Source organism: Aetokthonos hydrillicola CCALA 1050 (genome assembly GCF_017591665.1).
Lineage (GTDB): Bacteria > Cyanobacteriota > Cyanobacteriia > Cyanobacteriales > Nostocaceae > Aetokthonos > Aetokthonos hydrillicola.
Map to the genome: position 1 here is coordinate 1 of NZ_JAAKGC010000348.1, position 1,775 is coordinate 1,775.

The following is a 1,775-nucleotide window of genomic DNA, read 5'->3' on the forward strand; positions in this document are numbered from 1 at the left end:
AACCTTCAATTCAGGCTTGTGTTCCGTTAATACCTGCTTCAAGACTTCTAATGTATTATCTGTAATATTCTGTATTTTCTGATGCATAACAATAACTATAAACTTTTAAGTAACGGGGAAAATTTTCTAACTAAACAATGTTTTGACTCCTCTCCTGTTATTGACTTGAACTTCGGATTTGGTGGAAGAAGATTCTATAGATGGGGACGATATTGAAGATAATCGTATGATTTATTCGTGAAAAATAAAGCCTAGAGCAACAGCTTTATTAAGACGAATGAATCTATTTGTTTATAGATTTATTCTGACTTCTGAATAGCTAAACCTTGGTAAAGAAATCATCAATCTGATTCACTTGGATCAGGGAGAAACGGCAAGCTATGGTGCTTGAAGAAATTCCAAATTATTTGGGTTGAATTTAAACCTAAGCTTTTATTAAATTTATTAATACTTTCATCGTTAGAAGAGCCACCATACCATAAATGTCCACCATTAAGTACAGCTAGATGTAAAATCTCAGAACCATTTCTACAATCAGAGTAAGCATAGGTTTTAACCTTTGAATTACTATTACTGCTTTGGTTTTCTCGAACAAATACCACATCAGTTAAGGGATAAGCAGGACATTGGTTTTGCCGTCGCCAAAAGTTTACAGTCTCTGGAACCGAAACTAGTGCGCCTTTTTCACCTTCTTCGTCACCTTGGTAATGTACAGATTTATCGTTGGTACCATTAATCATTAGCATTGATACAGGAGCAAGCGGTTGGCATTTTTGTTGCTGACTTACTGGTAAGGAACCAGCGACAGAAGCAAAAGCGGCGATTCTATGAGATAGTTGACAAGCCAAAATTTGGGTAAATATTCCACCTTTAGAAAAGCCGGTAGCATAAATCCTATTGGTATCGATATTTCTAACTTGCTGTAAATGATTAAGGAGATTATTAACAAAAGCAACATCATTGATATTTTTTTTGTTCTTTTCTTTAATTCTCCATTTTTGATCAATACCATCGGGATAAACCACAATAAACCCTTGTTGTTCTGCTAATTCATTAAATCCAGTTACATTACTAATTGATTGCCCACTTCCATCATCGCCATGAAATACTAAAACTAATGGCATTGCTCGGCTGGAAATATATGATTTTGGTGTATACATAAAGTATGTACGTTCATAACCTTGGTCATTTAACTTGCCATTACGACCACCGTAAGTAATGTATTCATGTGGAGGAATTATTTCTTGCGCCTTGGCTGCTTCGCCAATTGTCATCAAACCGACTGAGAGAAAGCAAACAACAACTTGCTTAAATGACCAAAAGCTAAGGTTAATAGTCATGTTAGATTTTATACTAGCAATAGAGACAATGATAAAAATTGTGCAAGTGAGCTCTTTCGGGAATTTTAAAATCAAGTGTTTTTGATAGATGCTAGTTCTCCCTAGCCCGAATTAATTGGCTCAAGTCATTAATGGCACTAGTATACTGCGGATCGTCTAAAGTTGCAAAACTATGCTTGTTTTCTTTTGTAAGTGACCGGATAAAGGGCTATATTAGCACGAGTGAGTTTGAAAAATTGGGATTGGTTACCTCGCTGAATTGTAAGTACAACCTTAGTTCCAACAGGACCTAGAATTTGGTTGGATGCATCGAAGACGCTCATTTTCCCAATTGGGTGACCATCTATTTTGGTAATGACATCGCCCGGTCGGATACCCGCTCGCTTTAAAAGCAGGTGTTCCTTCTATTGGGGCTACAACCGTTAAAGCTTTGGT

2 protein-coding genes are annotated in these 1,775 nt (G+C 36.5%); both read right to left on the reverse strand.

All coding sequences use genetic code 11. The features are described from left to right. Positions 1–341: 341 nt before the first annotated feature. Positions 342–1,340 (reverse strand): extracellular catalytic domain type 1 short-chain-length polyhydroxyalkanoate depolymerase, encoded by a 999-nt coding sequence (locus tag G4P69_RS37770; RefSeq protein ID WP_208344571.1) that lies wholly within the window; start codon positions 1,338–1,340, stop codon positions 342–344. Between the two features lie 170 nt (positions 1,341–1,510). Beyond that, positions 1,511–1,735: a PDZ domain-containing protein gene (locus tag G4P69_RS40840; protein ID WP_208355044.1), complete on the reverse strand. Its 225-nt coding sequence runs from the start codon at positions 1,733–1,735 to the stop codon at positions 1,511–1,513. Positions 1,736–1,775 lie beyond the last annotated feature (40 nt).